This is a genomic window from Sphingomonas sp. 1F27F7B (assembly GCF_005503355.1).
Lineage (GTDB): Bacteria > Pseudomonadota > Alphaproteobacteria > Sphingomonadales > Sphingomonadaceae > Sphingomonas.
This window is the reverse complement of record NZ_SCMK01000001.1, coordinates 16,410-34,821: the sequence shown is the minus strand read 5'-3', so window position 1 is coordinate 34,821 and position 18,412 is coordinate 16,410. Positions and strand designations below refer to the sequence as shown.

At 62.6% G+C, this 18,412-nt stretch carries 13 protein-coding genes and 1 pseudogene; 6 read left to right on the top strand and 8 right to left on the bottom strand.

The genetic code is table 11. From position 1 onward, the window contains the following. Window positions 1–3: 3 nt before the first annotated feature. The 6 genes from FFS08_RS00145 to FFS08_RS00120 are packed head-to-tail and all read right to left on the bottom strand — an operon-like array spanning window position 4 to window position 9,461. Window positions 4–2,088 carry an AIPR family protein gene (locus FFS08_RS00145; RefSeq protein WP_137861128.1) on the bottom strand — a complete coding sequence of 695 codons (2,085 nt, stop codon included), beginning with the start codon at window positions 2,086–2,088 and terminating at the stop codon, window positions 4–6. Next, the gene (locus tag FFS08_RS00140) at window positions 2,081–3,085 is read right to left on the bottom strand and encodes a PD-(D/E)XK motif protein (RefSeq protein ID WP_137861129.1); all 1,005 of its coding nucleotides are present in this window, start codon (window positions 3,083–3,085) and stop codon (window positions 2,081–2,083) included. The genes FFS08_RS00145 and FFS08_RS00140 overlap by 8 nt, the downstream gene beginning before the upstream one ends. Beyond that, window positions 3,082–5,973 (bottom strand): Z1 domain-containing protein, encoded by a 2,892-nt coding sequence (locus FFS08_RS00135; protein ID WP_137861130.1) that lies wholly within the window; start codon window positions 5,971–5,973, stop codon window positions 3,082–3,084. Before FFS08_RS00135 ends, FFS08_RS00140 begins: the two co-directional genes overlap by 4 nt. 5 nt (window positions 5,974–5,978) lie before the next feature. Next, a complete protein-coding gene (locus tag FFS08_RS00130; protein ID WP_249340953.1) occupies window positions 5,979–7,502 on the bottom strand; it encodes an ATP-binding protein in 1,524 nt (507 codons plus the stop codon). Between the two features lie 5 nt (window positions 7,503–7,507). Continuing rightward, window positions 7,508–8,995 carry a DNA cytosine methyltransferase gene (locus FFS08_RS00125; RefSeq protein WP_212741929.1) on the bottom strand — a complete coding sequence of 496 codons (1,488 nt, stop codon included), beginning with the start codon at window positions 8,993–8,995 and terminating at the stop codon, window positions 7,508–7,510. Beyond that, window positions 8,982–9,461 carry a very short patch repair endonuclease gene (locus tag FFS08_RS00120; protein WP_249340946.1) on the bottom strand — a complete coding sequence of 160 codons (480 nt, stop codon included), beginning with the start codon at window positions 9,459–9,461 and terminating at the stop codon, window positions 8,982–8,984. The genes FFS08_RS00125 and FFS08_RS00120 overlap by 14 nt, the downstream gene beginning before the upstream one ends. A gap of 282 nt (window positions 9,462–9,743) precedes the next feature. On the opposite strand from FFS08_RS00120, the gene FFS08_RS23345 reads away from it, so the two are divergent. Further along, window positions 9,744–10,163: a tyrosine-type recombinase/integrase gene (locus FFS08_RS23345; protein WP_171012410.1), complete on the top strand. Its 420-nt coding sequence runs from the start codon at window positions 9,744–9,746 to the stop codon at window positions 10,161–10,163. Window positions 10,164–10,167: 4 nt separating this feature from the next. Here the strand turns inward: FFS08_RS23345 and FFS08_RS00115 are convergent. Further along, window positions 10,168–10,374: pseudogene (locus tag FFS08_RS00115) on the bottom strand (TrbC/VirB2 family protein); the annotation flags it as partial. Between the two features lie 246 nt (window positions 10,375–10,620). Here FFS08_RS00115 and FFS08_RS00110 point away from each other — a divergent pair. The 4 genes from FFS08_RS00110 (at window position 10,621) to FFS08_RS00095 (ending at window position 17,267) form a co-directional block, all read left to right on the top strand. Further along, window positions 10,621–10,857 (top strand): RHS repeat domain-containing protein, encoded by a 237-nt coding sequence (locus FFS08_RS00110; protein ID WP_137861132.1) that lies wholly within the window; start codon window positions 10,621–10,623, stop codon window positions 10,855–10,857. A gap of 121 nt (window positions 10,858–10,978) precedes the next feature. Further along, window positions 10,979–13,012, top strand: a complete 2,034-nt coding sequence (locus tag FFS08_RS00105; RefSeq protein WP_137861133.1) for a hypothetical protein — start codon at window positions 10,979–10,981, stop codon at window positions 13,010–13,012. Between the two features lie 10 nt (window positions 13,013–13,022). Further along, entirely contained in the window at window positions 13,023–15,776 is a 2,754-nt protein-coding gene (locus FFS08_RS00100) for an RHS repeat-associated core domain-containing protein (RefSeq protein WP_171012413.1), read from the top strand. 228 nt (window positions 15,777–16,004) lie between these two features. Beyond that, entirely contained in the window at window positions 16,005–17,267 is a 1,263-nt protein-coding gene (locus FFS08_RS00095) for a CoF synthetase (RefSeq protein WP_137861135.1), read from the top strand. Here FFS08_RS00095 and FFS08_RS00090 read toward each other — a convergent pair. Beyond that, entirely contained in the window at window positions 17,264–17,524 is a 261-nt protein-coding gene (locus FFS08_RS00090; protein ID WP_137861136.1) for a hypothetical protein, read from the bottom strand. The genes FFS08_RS00095 and FFS08_RS00090 overlap by 4 nt on opposite strands. Before the next feature lie 319 nt (window positions 17,525–17,843). On the opposite strand from FFS08_RS00090, the gene FFS08_RS00085 reads away from it, so the two are divergent. Continuing rightward, window positions 17,844–18,404 (top strand): TetR/AcrR family transcriptional regulator, encoded by a 561-nt coding sequence (locus FFS08_RS00085; RefSeq protein ID WP_249340947.1) that lies wholly within the window; start codon window positions 17,844–17,846, stop codon window positions 18,402–18,404. Window positions 18,405–18,412 lie beyond the last annotated feature (8 nt).

Here is an 18,412-nt window from a genome sequence, read left to right as displayed (position 1 = left end):
CCGTCAGCCGTCTTCGACCTGCATTCGCGCGACGTCCGCAGGCAGGAAAGGGTCGAAGCCTTTTTCCCGGGCGATCTCCAGAATCCTCACGCCATGCGTCGCCTGTTTCGGTGTCGGTGACCGGGTCCATCCACCGCTGGCATAGCTGCTCAGCGTGTGCGCAATGCCCGCCTGCCACTCGGCAAGGGTTCCCGTACGACGGCCCCAGAGATGCAGCGCGAACCAGGTTTCCGCAGGTAATCGCATGCAGGCGGCCGCGGCATGGGCATCGGGCGCGGCCAGCTCCGGTCCGGCTCCGCCGGATGCGACCGAAGCGCTGCCCCATTCGGGCGGCAGCGGATTGCTCACCGCCAGATCGAGATTGCGCAGCCCCGTCCAGCAGGCCTCCTTCTTGCACCATTCGGTGACATTGCGGCCCGCTGCGCTCTCCTGGATTTGCCTGTCGACCCCGTGCGACCAGCTGCGCAGCAGGGCTTCGAGCCCGGCGCTGATACCCTGCCCCCGCCAGATTTCGTCGAGAAGCATCCGACCGCCGGTGCGGTGCGACAGATACGCCAGAAGATAGCAGACGATGTTGGCGCGATAGGCTGGAAAGGCTTCCTGCCGGACGATGCGCTGTGCCGCCGCAAACAGGATGATCTGCGCGACCGCCTCCCGGAAATAGGCTTCATCCGGTTCCCAGGAAGCGCCCCGCTGCTCGCGCAGGCTGCGCATGAACGCGACGAAGTTCTTCTGAGTGCCGCCGCTGACGACATGCGGCAGGCGGCCCCAGCTGTTAAGCGCACGCGCCAAGTCGGTCTTCGAGAATTTCTGGCCGGGCGGCGTGCGGTCGCGAAATGCCCGCATGCGCGCAGGCGTCGTGCCTTCAATGTTCATCGCCGTCTGATACTGGCCGCGCGACCGCTCGTAGAACCAGCGCGAGCGCTCGCCCGGCGCCCAGATCGTCTTCGACAGTCGCTCGATCGCGATGTGATAGGGCTCGTTGGCGGAGAAGTCGGCCTCCTGGATGACGTTCTGCGTGTTGGCGAAGCGCGAGATTTTCGGGACCATCTCCTCCACGCTATCCGACGGCAGCCGGGTGATCTTCGCGGCGACGTGGATGTGCGAAATGTCGAGACGTTCACGTTTGCGCGCGCGGTGGATCGACGCGGTGGTCTGCCCGCCATTTACGATCTGCAGCCCGCGGAAACCCGTGATCTTCAGCCCGTCCGTCGCGGCTTCGGTGGTGATCTCGTCCACCGTCACCGAAATACCGTTGTTGTAGGCCATGAAGTGGTGGGGTTCGTCGCGCAGCGTGTCCCGGATGCCGCGGTTGACCTTGCCCGTCGCCTGGAGGAACGCGCGCACATTGTACTCTAGGAGCCGAGGACCGAATTCCTCGTACATCCGGTAGAGCGCTTCGCCTGGGAAGATGGCGAGATAGGATTCGAATTCGCCGCCCGACGCCGGCATCGCCACGCAGGGAATCGGCTGCAGCCCCATCGCGGCCAAGTCGATCTCGATGATCTCGCGCGTCTGGCCGGTCGCCATCGTCCGCATGAGGCGGCGCAGGTCGTAGATCTCGAAGGTGACTGAGACATTCCCGATCGTCTGCGGTTCGAGGCCGCGAGCAGCCGACAGGCCGTCGGTCAGGACGAACACCCGCGCCTCGTGGACGCCGCCTTCAAGCAGCTCGGCGATCCGCCGCATCATCGCATAGGCGTCGCTGGCGCGCTCCATCTGCTCTTGGTCGCCGCGGGCCGCTGCTTGCAGCGCACGGGCCGCCTGGCTGCCGATCCGCGCGACATCTGCTGTGGGTACGGTCCGCTGATCCGTGCCGCCTTCGAAAATCGCCACGAGCAGGTCGAGCCGTTCGCCGTCATCCGGAACGGCATAGCCGTTCAGCCGGACGCCGCCAGCGCCGAAACGGCCCTGGTGGAAGCACACCACCGGATTGTCGAACATGCCGATGTCGGCGAGATGCTCAGAGACGATCTCGACGAACGCGTTCTCGGTGAATTCAGCGCCGGCCGAATCGCCCAGCGCTCGGTCGCGCACTTCTTCGGCAAGCGCAGCCGCGAAGGTGACCAGATCTCGTTCCTCAGCCAAGCGCGCTTCTCGCCGTCAGCGCGTCGAGCACAGTCGGCTCGACGGCGAAGGGCACGCAGGCCGCCAGCTCGATGGTATAGCTGCAGTTCCGTATCCCGACCTCGAGCCCGGCGCGCGTCAGCCTGGGAAAGGCGCCAGTGACGTCGAACAGCTCGATCCGGTCGCGGCGAAAGGCGCGTACATAGAGATCGTCATGCGCGGCCAGATAACCCGCGGCGAGCAGCCGGCCTTCGAAATCAGCGAGCGACTGCGGCGCTTCGCCGGCGAGCTGCCGCCGGACGTCTGCCGCAAGTTGCGGCAGCGTGGCGCCGCCCTCCATCCGCAGCCGGACATGGCCGAGCAGTATCCGGCCGCGGCTGTCGTCGAGCTGGTCGGCGTTGGCGATGTCGATCAGCTCCGGCGCCTGGCGCGTCGTCGCCTTGATTTCGACGAATCCGCCCGGCAGCGCAAAGTCGTTCGGCTCGCCGGACGGGCCGGCCCACATCGCAACCGCTGCGCCGAGCCCGACCCTGGGGGCCAGCTCATCCCGCAGAAAGATCAGCTCGCCGACCAGACCTGTGACCGCAACATCCGAAAGACCGCCGATGCCGTGCCGGGCCATGAACGCCTGCCAGATATGCAGCCGTCCGGTCCAGTTCCGCAAGGCAAGCCGGGGTGTCGATGCCGCAGCCGCCGCGTCCGCCACATCCTCGCATAGCACGGTGAACACGGCGCCGTAGCTGCGATCGGTCAGTGCCAGCGAAAAGCGGACCGTACCGGCATGGCCGCTCCCCAAAAGCACGGTCTCGACGATGAATCCATTGGATCGCGGCAGCGCCAGATCTGGCGGAACTTGGTCGACCGGAACTTCCAGCAACAGCCCGGGGATGTCATCGGGCCGGCGCAACCCGGCCAGGATCTCGCAGGGTGCAGCTGGATGGACCCGGCGGACATGCCAGCCGGGTTCGCGTCGCCCCTCCGCTTCCAGTGCCGTCCAGGCCTCGGCAACTGCTGTCATGTCTCTCCCTCATCGTCATCGTCGGCGGCGTAGATATTGTTGACGACATAGCTCACCGACTGCGCGCGGCTGCTGGCGGGAAAGCTGATCCCCATGCCGATCGGCGGTACCGCCGCCTCCAGAAACCGATGCTCGACCCGCGTGTCGTCGGGTCCTAACAGGGCGCTGCGCGACAGTGGATAGAGCAGCAGCAGGCCGGTCTCGGGCGCGCGCTGGCGCCGCAGATAGACGCCCGAAGGCTGCGCCGGCGCCCGGCCGTCGTCGGCCCGGCGCCGCTTGGGCGGATTGGCGATCGTCTCGGCCATCGCCGCAGCATAGGCGGTCGCGTCGATATCGACCGCCTCATCGCGCGGGTTGAGCAGACGGCGGATCACGAAGCGCTCGCCCGCCGCGATCGTCAGCCAGGGCGGACTGTCGCCATAGCCGCCCTTGGGCTGCCGCAGCACCGAGTTCATAGAGATCGAACCGATCGTGACCGCGTCGCGACCTTCGCCGCCCACCAGCAGCACGTTCCAGCGGGTGAGCTCTCCGAGCAGGACTTGGCGCCGGATATAGCGCGCCAACACGCTCGCACTGGCGCGCGAAGCATCCTCGTGCGTGCTGAACCGATCGAGAAAGCCGAGGACTGCATCGGACGACGCGCCTGACCAGAAATGCGACCCATCCCAGCGATGCGGCCGCCCGCCCGCGCGCGTCTGTTCCGGATTGGCGCGATAGATGGCTTCCGAAGCCTGGAGGCGGTCGATCAGATCGTTGGCGGCGGCCAGATTGACCTGCAGCGTCCGGTCGTCCGTCGCAAAGACCGTGGTCTCGGAGACATCGCCGGCAAAGGAGACCCGGAGCTCGGTGCCGTGCCGCATCTTGGTGCGCGAGGTGACGGTGAGCGTCGGATGGCTGCGCACGCGCAGGCCGAAATCGATCGGCCGCGCGCGTATCGCCTCCATCCGGTCGAATTCCCGACGCAACTCTTCGCTCGCGACTGCGATATGCTCGTACCATTCGACAAGGTCGGCGGTGGTGAACAGGCGGCAGAGGTCGAGATAGCCCTGACGATAGCCGAACCAGCGGCCCATCTGCATGAGCGTGTCGTACATGGTGGTGCCGCGCAGGAAATAACTGATGGACAGCCCTTCGAGCGTGAGACCCCGCGCCAGCTTGTCGCCGCCGATGGCGATGACGTTAAGCCCGCTCTCGCGGTTCTGCTCATAGTCGAGCACATCGGCGGAGCTGCCGTTGATCTCGCGAATCCGGATCGATTCGATCGTCGCGCGGAGCGCTGCCTCGACATCTTCCCAGGCCACCGGCGGGCAGTCGGGCAGCGCCAGCTCGGCGGTGACCGGCGCGAAATCGCTTTCCCAGCGCTCGCGAAGCCGCCGCATGCCCTCGCCGCCGCCATAGCGGATGGCATTGGCGAGTGCGTCCAGCGCTTCGCGGATCTGCTGCACGACCCGGCGTTGCACCGCCTTCCAGCGCGTGACGTGGATCAGCATGCTGTTGTGCTCGCGGCCCTGGCCGCGCGCGCGGCGGGCCGCGACGACGAGCGCGAAGCTCTCGATCGCCTGTTCGAGCGACGGCGGCACGCTGTCCCGGCCTTCGTAGAGTGGAACATGATCGGTCTTGTGCACCGGCGGCATCCAGCCCCGCGTCTCTCGCCGCGCCGTACTCGCGGCATAGTCGTCGATTTCTTCGATCAGCGCCGACAGACCGGGCTCGGCCTCGCCGGTTTCCTCGTCGACTGCGGAGCCGAACAGCCGGCTGGGGCCGACATAGGTTTCCGGCGCCGGAATGTTGATGATGAAGTCGCGCGGGAACAGGTCCTGGAACTCATTGCCGGTCTCCGCATCGGGATGAATGAAGATGTTGGCGAACGGGGTCGCGGTGTAGCCGACATAGGAAACCTGATCGAACCGGCCAAGGATCTGACGGATCCGCGCGTTGATCCGCGACGGCTGATGGTCGGGATCGGCAACACCCCCGTTGAAGCTCTGCTGTTTGGTGTCGATCGAGGCCTGATCGGCCTCGTCGTCGATCACGAGCAGCGGCATATGGGCGAAGCGCGGTCCGTGCTGATCGCTCGAATTCGCCGTCGACCGGATCCATTCGAGTACGCCGTTGAGCACGCTGCCGTTCTTCTTGACGACCAACAGCAGCGGCCGGCCGCCGGGATGGATGCCGAACTGCGACATCGCCCGGTGATTGAAATCGCCTTTCTCGGTCCGGTTGGTGCCCCAGTCGACAATGACCGACGGGTCGATCTCGCCGACCCCGACGAAGCGGCTGGTCGCTTCGTCCATCGGCACGCTGATCTTGCCGATAAACCCCTCGTCGAGACGGATCTGGGTCTGGCTGCGCAGATTGTTGTTCATGCCGGTGAGGACAATGATGACCTTGTAGCCGGCATCAACCGCCTTGCAGACCAGCCCGGTATAGTTGCCGGTCTTGCCCGACTGGACGTCGCCGACGACCATGCCGCGCCGATTGAACGCGCCGGCGCTCGACGGGTCGCCGAGCAGTTCCAGTGTGCGATCGGTAACGCGCCCGAGTGCGTTGATCGCAGTCTGGGGCATGTGCTTGCGGATCAGGTGGGTGCGATAGCGTTCCCACAACCGCCATTCGATTTGGTCGCGCCGCCCGTCAAGCCAGAGCGCGTGGTTGTCGTTGGCGCGAAGGACCGATTCCTCGCCGACGAAGGTGCTGAACAGCGAGCTGAGCGTCGCCAGTGCGGCGTCCAGCGAAATGCGGTCGCGCCACTCGGGGAACGCCGCCAACAGTTGATCGACAGTCCGGGTGATTTCCTCACGGGACAGCGGTTCGGCCGCACCGCGTTGCGACAGCCTGAGCTGGGCGAGTTCGACGAGCTGGGTCTGGGCATCGGGATCGATCGGCATGGCGTCTATGTCGTCTCATCTGCGAGCTGGGCAACCGCGGCGGGATAGGCCGCGAACGGTTCGATCGAAAGCAGCCGGCGGTGGGCATCGGCGGCCGACAGGCCCAGTCCGCCGCGCATATGGCTGTAGAGCGACTGCATCGCGGCAGCTTCATCGGGCGGCATACCGGCCGGCGCCGGTGGCAGATCGCCCTGCTCAGCGACGTCGAGCCAGATCCGCTGTACCGGCAGTCCCGCCTCGATCACCGTCAGCATCTCTTCGGCGAGCCGGCGGCTTGCGCCCGCCGCGTCGAGCGCGCGCTGAACGGCGGGATGGGAACGGTCGATGCGATACACGGTGCCGCGCGCGGTCTCGACGGTGTTCCACACGCGCACAACCGGCGCGCGCGGCTGCTTGGCGCTCCGGCCGCCGCGCCAAGCGAACACCTCGCGAGCATCCTTGCGCACCTGATCGGCAAGGCCCTGCAGCCGGGGGCGCAGCGCAGGCGGCGGGGTCGCCGTCGACTTGCGGATATCGACCTTCCAGTCACCGTCGCCGCTGTTTGGCAGGTCCAGCCGGAGCCGGGCCAAGCGATGGACATCGTCGCGGGTCCAGCGCCGGCCGGGTCCCAGGCCGAGCCAGCCGCCAGCGACGAGCAGCCGGCGGTTGCGATAGACGAAGAAGCCTTCATGCGCGAGCCAGCCGTCCGGACCGGCCGCGTCGTCGAACTGGTCGGCGGTCAACCGGTCGCGATGCGGCAGCACGAAGCCCTGAACCTCGATCGCGCCGCTCCGGTGCGCGAGCCGTTCCACGGGGGTCGCGGTGGTGGCCGGATGCCATTGCAGGAACGGATCCCAGGGCGCGATGCGGGCGCCCTCGCCGCCGCCGGCTATGACGAGCTCGAGACGTGGCTGCGGGCCTTCCAGAAAGCGATGGAAGGTCATCGCCAGATGCCGCTCGACGCGGCGGGCCATCGCCCGGAAGCGGGCCTGTGCCGCATCGCTCTCCATGTCTTCGCCGAGCAGCCGGTCCAGGCGGCCGATCACCACCGCAGTGCCGGCGCCTTCGCCCGGGACGATCGCATAGTTCCGTACATCGGCCGGAATGTTGCGCAGCAGCCGCCATTCATCAGCCCGGGCGACATAGTCGAGATCCCAGCTGCGCTGTGCTTCGGCGCCGTCCGCGGTGCGCGACACGACCGCCAGCACCCGGCCCTGCGACAGCGACGCGGTCTTGAGACCCAGACCGAACCGTCCGAGATCCTGCGGATCCCGGATCAGCAACGGGTGGCGTCCGCCGGGCCGCATCGCTTCGAACAGCGTGTGGTCATCCATGCCGCGCCCGTCGTCGACGAGACGGACGACCGAGGCGGGGCCGTCCCAGAGGAAGTCGATCCGGACATGCCGGGCACCCGCGGCGATGCTGTTGTCGATCAGGTCCGCAATGGCGGCTTCGGCGGAATAGCCGAGGCCCCGCAATGCTTCGAGCAGCGCACTCGCCGCCGGCGGCGCGTGATCGAAGAGATCCTCCTGACCCTCCACCGCGGCCATGCGGTTCACGCCGCCTGCCGGCCGTCTGTCTCTTCGGCAGGAACCAGCACCTCCTCGATCTGCCGCTTCAGCGATGTTGCCACCGCCAGCCCGAGCAGTGGCGGCACAGCATTGCCGATCTGCTTGAACGCCGCGTTCATCGCCCCGGCAAAGCGGAAGCCGTCGGGGAAGGATTGCAGCCGCGCGGCCTCGCGCACCGACACGGTGCGTGCCTGATAGCTGTCATAATGGATGTGCGAATAGGTATCCTTGCCCATATGCGCGGTCAGCGTGCGCGACGGCTTGAGCGGATCCAGCTTCCACCATTTGTTCGGGAACTTGGCGGGATCATAGGGCGGAACCATGCTCTGGCGGAGGTCCTTCCAGGCGTCAGATTCGACGTCGGTCAGGCCCCGGTCCTGCGCGGCTTCCGCGAACAGCGCCTCCGCCAGCTTGAGCGCCTGCGGATAATCCGCGCCATGCTCGAGGTGACGGAAGATCGGAAAGTCGCGCGGCGTCAGCCGGACAAGATGGCCGCCGGCTTCGCCCTGCGTCTCGAAGCCGGCCCAATTGCGCATCAGCTGCGCATAGGCGGACAGCCCGCCCTTCGGCGTCCGATACGGGAGACCGTCGTCAAGCTTGCGGCGGCGGATGATCTTCGGGTCCGTCGCATGCTCCTTGATCTTGGGAAGATCGCCTAGCGCCGCGCGCACGCCGACCGCTTTCGGAAGGCGGCGCGAGGGCTTGTGGATTTCGTGAAACCTGCCGCTTTCCTTGTCGACATGCTTCAGCGCCACGCGCCGCGATCCCTCATAGCCGCGCGGCAGCTCAAGGAAGTTGGTCGGCGCGGGAAAGGTGGGCGCGATGTCGAGCACATCGGCAAAGGCGACAACGAACAGCCGCTCGCGGACCTGCGGAACGCCATAATAGGCCGCGTTGAGGATCGTATAGGCCGTGCGGTAACCCCACTCCTCCAGCGTGTCGCAGATTTCCTCCGGGACATTGTGGCCACCGAAATTCAGAATGTCCGGGACATTCTCGATGATGATGACGAGGGGTTGGGTGGCGGTCACATAGTCCAGGAAGCGGCGATAGAGCGCGGCACGGGGGTCCTTCTGGAAGGCGTCCTCCTCGCCTCCGGCTTCAGCGCGAAGCTTCGAGCGGCCGATCCGGGCGAACGCCTGACAGGGCAGCCCCGCTGCGAGAATGTCGAATGCCGACGACGTGGGCGTCTTGAGACCGAGCTCGCTGACGAGGTCGTCAGCCGAGCAATGCTCCATGTTCCGGGGCAGTGCCCAGGGATCGTCGGCCGCCCGGTCGCCGCCGAAATTGAGCGCATAGCTCTCGGCGGCCTCGCGATCCATCTCGACATGCGCGGTGAGTTCGAAGCCGGCGGTTGCCAGCCCGAGCGAAAGCCCGCCCGCGCCCGAGCAGATTTCGAGGGTGCGCAGCTTGGCGCCCGTCCGCAGGCGCTCGAGCTTGCCCCGGCGAAGCTGCTGTTCAGCGGTGGCCATGGCCGAGATGTCCCCGCAGCTTGGCATCGACAAGATCGCTATCAGCCGTTTCGCATTCCCAAATGACAAGAATGTCCCATGCCATACATTCCAGCTCCCCCTTCACACGAATGTCGCGTTCCTTGTTTTTCCTGAGCTTGCTTTCCCAGAACTCGACATTCGACTTCGGCTTATATGCAAACCTGCAGCCATCGTGACAGTGCCAGAAACAACCATGGACGAATACTATCTTCTTTCGCCCCGGGAACACTAGGTCCGGCGAGCCCGGCAGGTCGCGGCGATGTAGCCGGAACCGGTAACCCAGGCGATGCGCCGCCCTCCGCACAATCATCTCGGGCTTGGTATTCCGGCCACGGATTCCGGCCATCATCGCCGATCGGCGAGCGGGCGAGACTACATCCATGGACAGGCGCTTGGCGGCGAAAGCATCGAGGGCCTCGATTGCGTCACGATCCGGATACCGCACGTGCCACGGCGTCGGGCGCCTCGGCGATCACGCGCAGCAGAACCAGTGCTGTGCGCTCGGCCCCGCAACCCGTCTCCCTCGGCAAACGCGATCACGTCGGCGGGCCCGATCGCAATTCTGGCATCACCTATCTTGCGCTTCCCCATGACTTGGCCGCCTGCCCATGTCAGTTTCCGATCGGCGTCATCTACGGCGTGGCCGTAGCCCCATCAAGTACTAAGTTCCCATTTTGTTCCGAAGCCGACGGATCGATCAACCTTCTGGCCAGGCATTCTCGATGCTGTGGAGAGCGGTTTTAGCAATGCCAAGCACCGGCAGCAGTGGCGCAATACCCTGAAGGCCGGCAACCTGCATCAGGTGCCGCTGAGCGATAAAGCTGTGGCCATTTTGGCAAAGATGAAGCCCGCCAAGACTTCACCTGGCAAGATTGTGTTTCCGGCGCCTCGCGGGGGAGTCATGTCCGATATGGCTTTGTCGCAATTGCTGAAGCGCATGGGGCGAAGCGATATCACCGTGCATGGCTTTCGATCGGCCTTTCGAGATTGGGCTGGGGAGTTGACCCAGTTCGGTCGCGAGGAAATTGAGATGGCGCTGGCGCACACGATCGAGTCCGCTGTGGAGCGGGCTTATCGCCGTGGCCGCGCTGTGGATAAACGACGCGACCTGATGGCTGCGTGGGCAGTTTATTGCTCTGGGGGCTGATCAAGTTGATCCGGCCAGTGAGCATCATCAGACCGACCGCTGCAACCGCTATCACCGCGACAACCGTTGCGACCGTTCCGAGCAGGGTGCCCTGGAGCCAGTTCACGGCGGACACGATCACGCCGGAGCCCGCGGGGTTGCCTGCAATGTCCTGTGCGGACGCGGATCCGGAAATTCCTGTCAAAGCCAAGCACGTAAGCGCCCGTTTCACTGCGCCAAAGCGCTTCAAAGCCTGCACTGAATCCCCCTGATTCTTCACGGGCACATTGCTGGCTGGTGCGGCATGTTGCCAAGTTGGAAAAGTAACAAAATCCGAAATGGATCAAATCATTATGGTCCATTTCTCGCTTTGCGATGAGCTGCGTGCCGACAATATTCGGGCGAGCAACACTCGAATCATCCGTTACGGAAGTGACGCCGTCGGTGCGGTTTGAGCATGCGAAAGGGGGGGGTGCGCGTGCGGTATTTGAAGCAACTGGCTCTACCAATTTCGTTCATCGCGCTGGGCATTGCGGCGCTGTCGGCTTCAGCCTCGCCGCCGCTGATGAACGAGACGGTCAACTACAATTATGATGAGCTAGGCCGGTTGGTGAAGGTTGAGCAGAAGGGCGATGCAAACAGCAACGCTCTCTCCAATTATGCCTATGACAAGGCTGGGAACCGCACCAACGTGAGCGTCACCCGCACGCCCTGATCGCGTTGGGGCCTTGCGCCTTCTCTGATTTTCAAAAGCTCGCTCGAGGCGAATTTCGCTCGGAAGTGCAGCGTATTTGCGCGCCGTCCGGGATTCTTGCCCAAACTCATATGGAGGACATGTGCGCCAAGACCGAAATCTGCGGAAGTTCTGTCGCCACGCGGCCAGCGCAACTGTGATCGCCCTAGCAGTGTGTCAGTTCGCGAGTTCGACCGCTGCATTTGCCCAGGCAAGCACCAACGCCCAGGCCTATGCCAGCGCGCCTGCCGACCATCTCCTCGTCACCAAGGGGGGCGTGGATATGCGCAGCGGCAAGTACAATTTCTCGCAGACGGACTTGTCGATCGGTGAGGAAGGGAGTGCACTGGCACTTGTTCGTGCATCACGTCAGGGCCCGATGACGCACGCGCTTCCCTTTGGGAACTTCACGCATAACTGGGACATGTTCATCGTCGAGAAGCGGATCGACATTACCGCGGGCCATTACGAAGGATCTGGTCCGGACTATCGGTTGACGGCTTATACGGGCGGGGGTGCGGAAGCGTTCGACGGGCGGGCGAGCCTGACGGTTTTCGGGGGCATTTCGAAGGGGCCGGTCAGCTGGCTGACATATACGGGTGACCGCTCCACGGGCACTGCCGTATACACGCTGCAGAAGACAGACGGGACCCTCATTACCTTCCGGCCGATCAACAGCGGCGACTGCATGACCTATCAGCGTTGCGCCTATGCGTCGCAGATCGTGGAGCCGGATGGGACGGTCCTGAAATTCGAGTATGATCAGCTGCCCGGCGGTGGCGTCAATACGACCCGGTTGCGCAGCGTGTCGAGCAATCGCGGTTATGCGCTGCTGTTCGAATATTCGGGCACGAGCGTTAGCAAAGCCTGTGTCCTGAACCTGGCGATTACGCCGAAGCCTTCAGGAAACAACTGCCCCAGTGGGGTCAAGGCATCCACCTATGTATACGGCTACGCCTCGGGGGTAGTGCTCACCAGCGTTACCGATCCGGGAAATGCGACGTGGTCATATACCTACGGGACGTCAGGTGTTACGCAGACCATCGGTTTCGTGAAGCCGGGAGCGTCTTCGCCTTACCTGACGAACACCTACGGCAGTTCAATCTCGGCGGATGACGTCCACGATGTAGTTTATTCACAGAATTTCGCCGACGGCCAGAGCTATCAATACGACTACACCGACATTCCTGGTCAGACCAACGGCACCATCAATCAGATCGCGGGCGGTGTGGTGACCGATGCGCAAGGTCATACCATCTCGGTCCAGTATGGATTGCCAATGCTGCCGCGGACGCTAACGCCTGGCTATAATTCAGGACAGGAAGAAACGCTTCCGAATCCTGGTGATCCGGGCGATCCTGGTGGTGGCGGCTTCGTCCGCATCTACCAAATCACGCCTGGCCCGGTCAGCGTCACAGATGAACTGGGTCGCACGACTACCTACGAATATTGCGACCCAGTTGTGGCAGCTGCTCTGCCTTCCACCGAATATGATCGGTGCGTCGTTCTACCGCTACGCTACTATACCGATCCTGAGGGCATGCGGACTGACGTGACCTTCGGCGCGAATGGCCTGATCGGCAGCGCGGTGCGTCATCCCAAACCCGGCAGCCTGTTGGGCAATCTCACGCTGGTTGTGAGCTATGCTCCCTGCCTTTGGTATCCCAATAGCTGCACCAAGCCCGAAAGCACGCTGGATGCCAACGGCAATGTGACGCACTTCGGCTATACCAGCTTCGGCGAGCCCGAATGGGAGATAAGCCCGCCGCCGACTAGCGGTGCGGCAAGGGCGCTTAAGCTCTACACCTATGTGCAGAAGTACGCCTATGTCTCGAACGGGGGCGCGCTGGTTCCGGCTGCCACGCCGGTATGGGTGCGGGCATCCGAGACGGTATGCCAGACGGTTGCGGGAACTGGAACGGGCCGCCCGTCATCTACGCCGGCGTGTGATTCCACTGCGCAAATTACCACCACCACCTTCGAATATGGTCCGAACGGTACTGCCGGCAACCTGAGAGTGCGGGGCGCGCTGGTAAGCTCGGGCGGGGAGAGCCTGCGCACCTGCTATGGCTATAACCCAGACGGCAACAAGATCTGGACCACCAGCCCCCGCGCGGGCTTGGCAGCCTGCAACTGAGGGGGATGGCATGAACCGATTGATGTTGGGGTTGCTCGCCTCCTCTGTCTTTGTTCCGGCCGTCGCCTTTGCCCAGGCGTCGCCTTCGGATTTCACCAGCGGCATCCGCTATGATGCTCTGGGGCGAGTTACCGGCACGATCGCGCCCGATCCAGATGGATCTGGGCCGCTGCACCATCTCGCCGTGCGCAACAGCTATGACGTCGCTGGTCAACTGATCCGTGTTGAGAAGGGGGAGCTGTCAGGCTGGCAACCAGAAGGTATCGCGCCTCAGGACTGGACCGGCTTCACCATCTACCAGACTGCAGAGACGGATTATGACGCGATGGGCCGTAAGGCCGTCGAGCGGCTGCGCGAAGGGGCTGCCGGCCCGGTCCGTCAGGTCACGCAGTATAGCTATGCCACCAATGGCAAGATCGAATGCACCGCAGTTCGTATGAATTTAGCGGCCTTCGGATCGCTGCCTGCCAGTGCCTGCACGCTTGGGGTGCAAGGTAGTCAGGGCGCTGATCGGATCACGAAGAATATCTACGATGCGGCGGGCCAACTGGTTCAGGTGCGCCGGGCAGTGGGAACCAGCCTTGAGCAGGCTTATGCGACCTACAGCTACACGCCAAATGGCAAACAGGAATATGTCGTCGACGCCAATGGCAACAAGGCTCGGCTGACGTATGACGGCCTCGATCGCCAAGCTCAGTGGCAATTCCCGTCGACGAGTGCTCCAAGTGGCTTCAATGGCTCGACCGCAGCAACAGCACTGGCAACTGCCGGCGCGGTGAACACCAGCGATTACGAAGCTTATGGTTATGATCCCAATGGCAATCGTACGAGCCTTAGGAAGCGTGACGGGCGCACTTTCACCTATGGCTATGATGCGCTCAACCGGATGACGTCGAAGATCGTGCCGGACGCCTGTGTGTCAGGCTATGTCTGTACGAATGTGAGTTCGAGTGCGACGCGCGACGTCTATTACAGCTATGATCTGCGTGGACTGCAGACGGCGGCGCGGTTCGATAGCACAAGCGGTGCGGATGCAGTGACCAGCGCTTATGATGGGTTTGGTCGGCAGACTTCAAGCACCACGAGTATGGCCGGTACATCGCGCCAGTTCACCTATGGATATGACGCCAATGGCAACCGGACTCGGGTGACGCATCCTGACGGCCATTCCGTGAACTATTACCGCGACGGGCTGGATCGGCTCTATTATGCCGACCTTGACGGTTCGATAGGGCTTTTTTACCCGCCCTATGATGGGGGCGGTCGTGTATCCACGCTCTATCGATGGAGCCAAGCCTCGGGGGCGTGGTCATTCGGAACTAACTACGGTTACGACGGCATCTCGCGCCTGACCAACTATGTGCACAGCTTCTCAAGTGGTGGCAATGTCTCCACTGGGTTGGCTTATAATCCCGTGAGCCAGATCGTTAGCCGCACGCGAGACAATGACGATTATCGCTTCACCGGACACGTCAACGCGGATCGAAACTATGCGGTGAACGGACTCAATCAATATTCGAGCGTCGCGGGTATGGCCTTCGGCTATGATACGAACGGCAATCTGATTTCCGACGGTGCTACCAGCTACGTCTATGACGCCGAGAACCGACTGGTGGCGAGTTCGGCGGGCGTCAATCTGGTCTACGATCCGCTAGGTCGCCTGTATCAGGTGTACCGATTAGGCGTGAGCGACACCCGCTTCCTATATGACGGCGATGCGCTGACGATCGAATATGATGGTGCGGGCAATATGCTGAAGCGCTATGTGCACGGCGCGGCAGATGGTGTGGACGATCCGCTGGTCGAATTCGCCGGCACCAGCCTGTCGCCGCGCTACCTGTTCACCGATCATCAGGGATCGATCATTGCGATGTCAGATGCGAACGGCAATCGCATTGCGGTCAACAGTTACGATGAGTACGGCATCCCGCAAAACAGTGTGACTGCCAACCGAGAGCCTTATGGGCGCTTTGCTTACACCGGTCAGGCTTGGATCCCTGAGCTTGGCATGTACCACTATAAGGCGCGCATATACTCGCCGACCCTCGGACGCTTCCTCCAGACCGATCCCATCGGCTATGAAGACCAGATCAACCTGTACGCGTACGTGGGCAACGATCCGATTTCGGGAACCGATCCGAGCGGCCTCTCCTCCGACAAAGATAACGCCCGGATATCCAATTGCGTCTACGATCCAAAGTGTACGTCAGTTGGAGACTTTACACGTACAGACTATAAATCTGACGATCAAACAGGATTTGCTGCGGGGACATTCTCCAATGGAAAGGAGACAATCGTAGCATTCGCGGGGACCGACCCAAAATCGGGGGCTGATTATATCACGGATGCTATGAATGCAGCTGGTATTCCGACGAAACAATATGCCCAGGGCGTGGCCTATGCTCGGGAGGCAGTGAAGGCGGTGGGGAACGGAGAGCTCAGCTTCACCGGCCATTCTTTGGGTGGGGGTATCGCAACGTTGAGTGCGGCGGCGACTGGTCGCTACGCCACCGTGTTCAACTCTGCGTCGCCAGGCAACGGGGCCTTTAAAGATGCTGGAACATCCAGGGCCGCAGCTGATAAGGTCGTCAGCAATGTGGTGGTCAGGGGTGACCCGATTACCCGTTGGCAAAGTATGGCTCTCAATTCGAATCCTGGAAGCTATCGTTATATCGGATCAGTTTTCCGGAATCTTACTCCGGATTCTATTAGCCTCTTAACAAATCATCCGGTTTCGGTGGCAATTCAATTGCTGAAAAGATAAAGTCCTTGGGGTTGGGCCCTGCGTCAAATTGATCGTTGGTTCTGTATCCCTTCGAGACCTAAGGCGTGCAATGACCCTGCTTCTAGCGACGTCTCGGCCCAAGCCAGAAAAGCTAGGTCGAGTCGAGCGTGCTGCGGTCATGGTGTGCTTTGTCAGCGGAGTTTGGGGCTTAGGGGCGGTGTGTGCTGGGGTAGTTGAGGATCTGTCTCAATGGCAGCTGGGGGGGGCATGTCCGTCGCGATGAATGCCGCGCTGGCTTTTCTGCGCACACGTTGGCTTGCCTGCCAGTTGAGAACAGCCGATGGACTTCATAAGTGGCAGTCCAGACGGCTGGCGATCTGGCTGAGAGATTCCGTGCCGCGGGTCGGAGCGTTCGCCGGGCAAAAGATTGTACGTCTTCGGGATGTGCAACCGACCGATAAAGCGATCCTGATGGCGAGTTTCTCAACGTACAATCGTGCTGCCGTCACCGCGGCAGAGGTACGCGCGGCGATCGATGCGGGAGAGGACCATGTACGTGGCTATCTGGTGGGCCAGAGCACGGGCACCAGCGGCAATCGCGGCTACTACGTTATCAGTGATGCCGAGCGCTTCGTCTGGTTGGGTACGATCCTTGCCAAGGCGCTGCCGGATGTATTGTGGCGACGCCACCGGGTTGCACTCGCCCTGCCAGGCTTCTCGACACTCTATCGCTCGGCAGAGCGCGGAGGGCGCATCCGTTTGCGCTTCTTCGATCTTGGCCTCGGGGTCGACGCTTGGGCAGATGATCTGACCGCGTTCGCGCCGGATACGATTGTAGCGCCGCCCAAGGTACTACGGCGGCTGGCCGAAAGTGGACGACTAACAGCACCTCACCTGTTTAGTGGTGCCGAAGTGTTAGATCCGCTGGATCGTGCGGCTATCGAAGCTGCCACCGGCGTCACGGTGCGCGAAATCTACATGGCGACTGAGGGGCTCTTCGGCGTGGCCTGCCCGCATGGGACTCTGCATTTGGCGGAGGATGTCGTTAAGTTCGAGTGGTTGCCGGCGGGAAGTGGCGGCCTAATGACGCCGCTTATCACGGACTTTACCCGCCGAACGCAAATCATGGCCCGCTACAAGATGAACGACCTAATTATGCTTTCAGACTTACGTTGTCCGTGTGGATCTCCGCTGCAGTCGGTCGCTCGGATCGAAGGCCGATGGGATGACGCCTTCGAACTTCAGGACGCCAAAGGCGCGTGGCGTATGATTACGCCCGACGTGCTGCGTAACGCAGTCGTGGACGTAGATCGCGCCATAACCGATTTCCGAATCGTGCAGTCGGCCCCCGACCGAGTGACCGTGTCGCTCGATCCGGCGCTTCCGCAAGATACGGATGCGCGTGTAGTTGCGTCTTTGAGTGCGTTGTTCGGTCGTGCTGGTGTGTTGCCGCCTGGCATCACCGTCTCTCGAGGGTTCGCGGTTGATTTCGAGCATAAGTTGCGTCGCGTCCGCAAGGAATGGTGTTAGAGGTAGAGCGTCGTATCGCGCAGCTCGACTCGCTGTGGCTGGCCATTTGCTAACCGCCACACCGTCGGCCCTATCAGGTCTGCCGGACCGATGATGAAATTGACTTCATCCCAATCCTCCAGCGCTTCGATTTGTTCTGCCAGCATGCGCTGGTCCTGGCGCAGCAGGGGGAAGTTTAACGTCTTAAGCAACCAGAGCTTGAGCCACGCGGGTACGCCCCCTTTTCTCGTGGCAAATAGGGCGTAAGGGCGGACCATATCCTTGTCCTCCGGGGCAAATATAGCGGTCAATGAGACGCTCAGGCCACGCTCAGTGCGGAATTCAAGCTGGCCTAATAGCTGGCGGAGAATAGCGCGCGATCGAGACCGTTCGCTTGCCCTCGAGCATTTGTGGCATGAACCCTGTCGCGCGCGTATTCTCATGATAAATCGCCTCGGTTCCATACCGGTCTTCACCCGGTTCATGCAGCGTGTCCTCGGCGTGCAATGCTTAATTCTATTGAACACCGTAAAGAACGAAGGCAGTGTGCGGCGGGTGGCACGCCGATCCGATCACACGCGGGACGAACTCCGGACGATGATCGTCCACGAGGGGCATCGCCAGATCTCCGAAGTAGGCTTTGCGCGCTTCTCCGCTCGTGAAGTAGCGAAGCGGATCGGCTACTCGATCGGCACGGTCTACAATGTGTTTGGAAGCCACGACATGCTGCTCGTCGCGATCAACGCGCGGACGCTGACGCAGTGGCAGGCACATGTCCAAGCCCGGCTGGCAGCCGCTACCGATAGTCGCCTGCACGTGTTGGTAGAGGCCTATTTCGAGTTCGCGATCCTCCACCGCCGCGCATGGACGGCGCTTTACGACCATCGCCTGCCCGACGATGTCGCGGCGCCCGAATATTATCGCGAGCACATCCGTTCGTTGACTGAGATCGTGCGCGATGAGATCGACGCCGCGTTGCCCCCCGAGCGCCGGGGCGAAGTGGATGCACTGACCCGCTCGTTGTTGGCGACGGTGCATGGGCATTGCTTCTTCACGCTGAACGGCACGTTCGCGCTCCTCGGCGAAACCGCGCCTATCGATACAGTCTATGCCCGCATCTTAGAAGCGATCGGGCAGTCCGGCTTTACAAGTAAATAAACACTGTT